Source organism: Streptomyces sp. UNOC14_S4 (assembly GCF_020740835.1).
Lineage (GTDB): Bacteria > Actinomycetota > Actinomycetes > Streptomycetales > Streptomycetaceae > Streptomyces.
This window is the reverse complement of the sequence record NZ_JAINFC010000457.1, coordinates 1-6,145: the sequence shown is the minus strand read 5'-3', so window position 1 is coordinate 6,145 and position 6,145 is coordinate 1. Positions and strand designations below refer to the sequence as shown.

Sequence of the window (6,145 nt, the reverse complement as noted above, 5' to 3'; positions counted from 1 at the left end):
CTCCAGGCGCGTCGTCCGGTTGAGCCGCTCCTCCTCCTCGGACGGCGGCAGGGGCCGTGCCGTACGGGGCCGGGGGAGCACGCTCGTGCGGTCCTCGGAACCGGCGGGCGTGCCGCCCTGCTCCGGTGTCCGCGCCTGCGGCGGCACGGCGTCGAGCTGCTCGTCGGACAGCGCCTCGCGGGCCGCGCGGACCAGGGCCAGCAGGCCCACCGCGTCGGCGGGGCGGCCCTGCGGGTCGCGGGCGGTGGCCGCGGCCACGAGCTCGTCCAGCCGCGGCGCGAGCCCCGGCACCGCCGCCGACGGCGGGGGCACGTCCTCGTGGAGGTGCTGGTAGAGGACCTGCGCGGGCGTGCTCCCGGCATGCGGCTTGGCGCCCGTGAGCATCTCGTAGAGGACGACACCGCAGGCGTAGACGTCCACGCGGGTGTCGGCCGTGCCGTGCTCCATCTGCTCGGGCGCCAGGTACGACACCGTGCCCAGGACCGAGCCCGTGGACGCCGTGGTCGTGGTGTCCACGGCCCGGACGAGCCCGAAGTCGGCCACCTTCACCCGGCCGTCGTCGCCGATCAGCACGTTCTCGGGCTTCATGTCCCGGTGGACGAGGCCCGCCAGGTGCGCCGCGCCGAGCGCCGCCAGCATCGGCTCCGCGATGTCGAGGGCCGCCCGCGGCTGCAGGGCGCCGCGCTCGCGCAGCACGTCGCGCAGCGTGCACCCGGCCACGTACTCCATCGCCAGGTAGACGTACGTGCCGTCCGTGCCCTGGTCGAAGACGCCCACCACATTCGGGTGGTCGAGCCGGGCCACGGACTTGGCCTCGCGGATGAAACGGTCCACGAAGGCCCCGTCGGCGGCGAGGGAGGGGTGCATGACCTTCAGCGCCAGGACCCGGTCGAGACGGATGTCCAGGGCGCGGTAGACCGTGGCCATGCCGCCGACGGCGATCCGGGCCTCGATCCGGTAGCGCCCGTCCAGCACCTGCCCGACGAGCGGGTCACCTAGCGTCGTATCCACGCCACGAGTCTATGAGGCCGGACGGGGGAACCCTCCCAGGCGGAGTATCCGGGGGCTCCGCCCCCGGGCCCCCGCGCCCACTGGGGTGCCTCGTGAGCCCGGTCCGCGGCTGCGGGTGCGTCGTGGCCGGTCGCGCAGTTCCCCGCGCCCCTGACGGGGCGCCCCGTCAGGGGCGCGGGGAACTGCGCGGCTCGCCCCCACCGGCCCGCAGCCGCCTGCCAGGGCAAGAGGCACCCCAACAGGCGCCTACTCGGCAGCGAAAGCCGGACGTTCCGGGTCGAAGTGGGGCAAGCCGTCGACGGGGGACGAAGCCAGAGCGAAGTGCCGTCGCGGGATGCGGCCGGCGCGGAACGCCAGCCGCCCCGCCTCCACCGCATGCCGCATCGCCTCCGCCATGAGCACCGGCTCCTGCGCCCGCGTCACCGCCGAGGCGAGCATCACCGCCGAGCACCCCAGCTCCATCGCGACGGCCGCGTCCGACGCGGTGCCGGCGCCCGCGTCCAGGATCACCGGTACCCCGGCCCGCTCGGTGATCAGCTGGAAGTTGTGCGGATTGCGGATGCCGAGCCCGGAGCCGATCGGCGACCCCAGCGGCATGATCGCGGCGCAGCCCACGTCCTCCAGCCGCCGCGCGAGCACGGGGTCGTCGTTGGTGTAGGGCAGCACGGTGAAGCCGTCGTCCACCAGGATCTCCGCCGCGTCCAGCAGTTCCACCGGGTCCGGCAGGAGCGTGCGCTCGTCGGCGATGACCTCCAGCTTGACCCAGTCCGTGCCCAGCGCCTCCCGGGCCAGCCGGGCGGTGAGCACCGCCTCGCCCGCGGTGAAGCAGCCCGCCGTGTTCGGCAGGACGCGGATGTCGTGCTTCCGCAGCAGCGACAGCACCGAGCCCCGTACGTTCGGCTCCAGCCGCCGCATCGCGACGGTGGTCAGCTCGGTGCCGGAGGCGAGCAGCGCGCGCTCCAGCGCGTCCAGGCTCGGCGCGCCGCCCGTGCCCATGATCAGCCGGGAGGTGAAGGTGGTGTCCGCGATGGTGAGCAGGTCGTCCGCCATCGGGGTCAGCCTCCCTGCACCGCGGTGAGGACCTCGACGCGGTCGCCCTCGCCGAGCGTCGTCGCGGGCCACTGGCCGCGCGGGACGACGGACTCGTTGACGGCGGCCGCGACCCCGCTGTGCGCGGTGGTCAGGCCGGACACCAGACCGTCCAGGGTCAGCCCCCTCGGCACCGCCCGGTGCTCGCCGTTGACGCTGATGCCGATGTGGGCCTCGGGACTGTCGGTGGGGTCGGTGGGGTTCATACGGTCAGCTCCTGGAGCGCGTTCGAAAAGCGGAGGGGGGAGAAGGGGCGGGCCTCCTCGGGCAGCCGCCCGGTGGCCAGCGCCTCGGCCATCACGTCGCCCGTCAGCGGGGCGAGCAGCACGCCGTTGCGGTAGTGACCGGTGGCGGCGAGCAGGCCGGGAAGGGCCGTGGGGCCCAGCAGGGGAGCGTTGTCGGGGGAGCCGGGGCGCAGCCCGGCACGGGTCTCCACCAGCGGCAGCTCGGTGATGCCGGGCACCAGCTCGTGCGCGTCGCGCAGCAGCTCGTAGACGCCGCCCGCCGTGACGGTGGTGTCCCAGCCGAGCTCCTCCGTGGTCGCGCCGACGACGAGCTCGCCGTTCTCGCGCGGCACCAGGTACACATGGCCGCCGCGCACCACCGCCCGTACCGTCCGGGAGAGGAACGGCGCGTACGCGCCGGGCACCCGCAGCCGCAGGATCTGGCCCTTCACCGGGCGCACCGGCGGCAGCACGTGCTCGGGCACCCCCGCGAGGGAGCCGCTGCGGCTGCCCGCCGCGAGGACCGTCCGCCAGGCGGAGACGCGGGTGCCGTCGGAGAGCTCGGCGCCGGTGGCCCGGTCGTGCGCGGTCAGCAGCCGTACCGCCGCCGCCCGGCGGAAGGCGACGCCCGCCCGCTCGCAGGCGGTGAGCAGGGCCGCGACGAGCCGTCGCGGATCGGTCTGGTGGTCGCCGTCCACCCGTACGCCGCCGCGCACGCCCGGCGCGAGCATCGGCTCCAGCCGACGGCACTCGCGCCCCGACAGCCACTGGGCGTCCAGCCCGCACTCCACCTGAAGGGTGTGCAGCTCCCGCAGGTGGGCCCGGTCGTCGGAGTCGAGGGCCACGGCGAGGGTGCCGCACGCGCGGTAGCCGGTGTCCTGGCCGCTCGCCTCCTCCAGCTCCGCCGTGAACTCCGGATAGCGTCGCGCGGACGCCAGGTTGAGCGCCAGCAGCCGCTGCTCGCCGTAGTACAGCTCGGCCGCCGCGGCCAGCATCCCGGCCGCCACCTGCGAGGCGCCGCTGCCCGGGGCCGGGTCCGCGACCACGGTGCGCAGGCCGCGCTGCGCCGCGCGCCACGCCGTGGCCAGGCCGACGACCCCGCCGCCGATCACGAGGACGTCGTACGAGCCCGATGTGCTGGATGTACTGCTGGATGTACTGGAAGACGCGTGCATGGGCGTCCAGCCCCTCCCTTCGCCGGCATGACCCGGATCAGGTTCGTACGGTCGGAGGCCGGCCAGCCTCCCTCTCAGCCCGGTGCGTCCGGGCTCCCGCGAGTGCTTTACAGCTTGCCACCCTAGTACGCGCCGCGAACGGTCCGGAAGCCCGGCGGGAGGCGGCCGGGCGCCACGCCGAGGGGCGCGCGACGCCGGGGCGTGCCGAACGCGGTGCCGACACATGACTCTGTGTCAGAGGTCTCCCTCCGCGGTGCTCCGGTCCGGACCTGCCACCGCCCTACAGTTGATCGGGTGAGCGAGCAGCGGAACGAACCGCAGACCACGGGTGACCGGCACGCCGTCATCGTCGGCGCGGGCATGGCCGGTGTGCAGACCGCCGTGGCCCTGCGCGAACAGGGCTGGACCGGCACCATCACCCTCCTGGGCGCCGAGCCCCACCAGCCGTACGACAGGCCACCGCTCTCCAAGGCCGTGCTCCTCGGCAAGGCGGAGGGCTCCGCGTTCGAGGTGGACTTCGCCTCCCTCGGCATAGACCTGCGACTCGGGTGCGAGGCCACCCGGCTGCGCGCCGACGAGCACGTGCTGGAGACCTCCACGGGCCCCGTCCCGTACGACGTGCTGGTCGTCGCCACCGGCGCGGACCCCGTCGAGCTGCCCGGCAGCGCGGGCGTGCCCGGCGTGCACCTGCTGCGCACCCTGGACGACGCGGAACGGCTGCGTCCGGTGCTGGCCGGGCAGCACGACGTGGTGCTCGTCGGCGCGGGCTGGATCGGTGCCGAGGTCGCGACCGCCGCCCGCGAGGCGGGCTGCCGCGTCACGGTCGTCGAGGCCGCGGACCGGCCCCTCGCGGGCGCCCTGCCCGCCGAGGTCGCGGGCCACATGGCCGCCTGGTACGCCGACAGCGGCGCCCGGCTGCTCACCGGTGCCCGGGTGGCCGCCGTGGAGGAGGGCGCGGTGCTGCTGGACGACGGCACCCGGCTGCCCGCGGACGCCGTCGTCGTCGGCATCGGCGCCCGGCCCGCGACCGGCTGGCTCACGGACTCCGGCATCGCGCTCGCGGCCGACCGCTCCGTGCTCACCGACGATCGGCTGCGCACCTCGCTGCCCGACGTCTACGCGGTCGGCGACTGCGCGTCCTTCCCGTCCGCCCGCTACGGCGAACGGCTCCTGGTGCACCACTGGGACAACGCCTTCCAGGGGCCGCGCACCGTCGCCGGGAACATCGTGCACGGCACCGCGGAGGGCCCGGTCTACGATCCGGTGCCGTACTTCTGGTCCGAGCAGTTCGGCCGGTTCGTGCAGTACGCGGGCCACCACGGCGAGAACGACGAGCTCATCTGGCGGGGCGACCCCACGGGCGCGGCCTGGACGGTGTGCTGGGTGCGCGACGGCGTCCTCGTGGCGGTGCTGGCCGTCGGGCGGCCGCGCGACCTCGCACAGGGGCGCAAGCTCATCGAACGCGGCACGGCCGTCGACCCGGCGAAGGCCGCCGACGCGTCGGTGCAGCTGAAGGCGGCGGCTGTCTGACGGCACGCCGTACGGTGCTCCGGTGGACCGCCGTACGGCCGTCTCGGCGGACCCTTGACGCCGGGTCGGCCCAACCCGGCTACCGGCTGTCGGTCCCGGATGGCAGGCTTGTCCTGTGACCGAGATTGACGCAAACATCGATGGACTCGTCCCCGCCTGGCTCACCCTCCCCGACATCGCCGAAGAGCTCGGCGTCGAGGTGACGCGTGTACGACAGCTGGTCAAGGAGGGCCAGCTGATCGCGGTGCGCCGCGGCGAGAACAAGGCACTGCACGTGCCGGCCGATTTCATCCAGGACGGCAAGGTCGTCAAGGGCCTCGTCGGGACCCTCACCCTCCTCAAGGACGACGGCTTCACCGACGAGGAGATGCTGGAGTGGCTGTTCACCGCGGACGACACTCTGCCGGGCACCCCGGCGCGGGCGCTGCGTGAGAATCGCGGCACGGAGGTGAAGCGCCGAGCCCAGGCGCTGGCCGTCTGAGAAGCCCTGTAAGGGGCGCGGGGAACTGCGCGACCAGCCACGGACGACCGTCAGTCGCGCGCCAAGCGCATGTGGCACCCCGGTAGGCGCAGTCGCCCCACGGCCCGCACCCGAACAAGCACACAGAACCGCACCAACCGGCGTGCGCCGGCACGGAGTGCCGGCGCACGCCGTATCACCACGGGGGGAACACCCGATGTCCGTCACCACACGCGAGCGCCTCGCCGACGCCCGGCTCTACCTGTGCACAGACGCCCGCAAGCGCCAGGGCGACCTGCCGGAATTCCTGGACGCGGTCCTCGCCAACGGCGTCGACATCGTGCAGCTGCGCGACAAGGGCATGGAGGCGGGGGAGGAGCTCGAACACCTCGCCGTCCTCGCCGACGCGGCCCGCCGTCACGGCAGGCTCCTCGCGGTCAACGACCGGGCGGACGTCGCGCACGCGGCCCGCTCCCAGGTGCTGCACCTGGGCCAGGGCGATCTGCCGGTGCCCGCCGCGCGCGCCGTCCTGGGCGCCGATGTGCTGATCGGCCGTTCGACCCACGCCGAGGCCGAGGTGGACGCCGCGCTGGCCGAGCCCGGCGTGGACTACTTCTGCACCGGCCCCTGCTGGCCCACCCCCACCAAGCCCGGAC

The 6,145-nt window shown here is 74.6% G+C and carries 7 protein-coding genes and 1 riboswitch; of the genes, 3 read left to right on the top strand and 4 right to left on the bottom strand.

Going from position 1 to position 6,145, the window contains the following annotated elements:
- From K6I34_RS29450 to thiO, 4 genes are all read right to left on the bottom strand, one after another.
- Positions 1-1,011, bottom strand: a 1,011-nt coding sequence (locus tag K6I34_RS29450; RefSeq protein ID WP_229330509.1) for a protein kinase, incomplete at its 3' end; no start/stop codon positions are given.
- Positions 1,012-1,257: 246 nt separating this feature from the next.
- Positions 1,258-2,061 carry a thiazole synthase gene (locus tag K6I34_RS29445; RefSeq protein ID WP_229330506.1) on the bottom strand — a complete coding sequence of 268 codons (804 nt, stop codon included), beginning with the start codon at positions 2,059-2,061 and terminating at the stop codon, positions 1,258-1,260.
- A 5-nt stretch (positions 2,062-2,066) separates the two neighbouring features.
- Entirely contained in the window at positions 2,067-2,306 is a 240-nt protein-coding gene (thiS, locus tag K6I34_RS29440; protein WP_229330504.1) for a sulfur carrier protein ThiS, read from the bottom strand.
- The gene (thiO, locus tag K6I34_RS29435; RefSeq protein ID WP_229330502.1) at positions 2,303-3,499 is read right to left on the bottom strand and encodes a glycine oxidase ThiO; all 1,197 of its coding nucleotides are present in this window, start codon (positions 3,497-3,499) and stop codon (positions 2,303-2,305) included. Before thiO ends, thiS begins: the two co-directional genes overlap by 4 nt.
- A riboswitch (TPP riboswitch) is annotated at positions 3,497-3,609 on the bottom strand. It overlaps the preceding gene by 3 nt.
- Positions 3,610-3,793: 184 nt before the next feature.
- Here thiO and K6I34_RS29430 point away from each other — a divergent pair.
- From K6I34_RS29430 to K6I34_RS29420, 3 genes are all read left to right on the top strand, one after another.
- Positions 3,794-5,029, top strand: coding sequence for an NAD(P)/FAD-dependent oxidoreductase (locus tag K6I34_RS29430; RefSeq protein ID WP_374231052.1), 1,236 nt, complete (start codon positions 3,794-3,796; stop codon positions 5,027-5,029).
- A gap of 115 nt (positions 5,030-5,144) precedes the next feature.
- Positions 5,145-5,510 (top strand): Rv2175c family DNA-binding protein, encoded by a 366-nt coding sequence (locus K6I34_RS29425; RefSeq protein WP_229330500.1) that lies wholly within the window; start codon positions 5,145-5,147, stop codon positions 5,508-5,510.
- Positions 5,511-5,706: 196 nt separating this feature from the next.
- Positions 5,707-6,145, top strand: a 439-nt coding sequence (locus K6I34_RS29420; protein ID WP_229330498.1) for a thiamine phosphate synthase, incomplete at its 3' end; no start/stop codon positions are given.

What these genes read in the sequence shown, in the direction of transcription:
- K6I34_RS29445 (WP_229330506.1), bottom strand. Translation starts at nt 2,061, where the DNA reads ATGGCGGACGACCTGCTCACCATCGCGGACACCACCTTCACCTCCCGG.
- thiO (WP_229330502.1), bottom strand. Translation starts at nt 3,499, where the DNA reads ATGCACGCGTCTTCCAGTACATCCAGCAGTACATCCAGCACATCGGGC.
- thiS (WP_229330504.1), bottom strand. Translation starts at nt 2,306, where the DNA reads ATGAACCCCACCGACCCCACCGACAGTCCCGAGGCCCACATCGGCATC.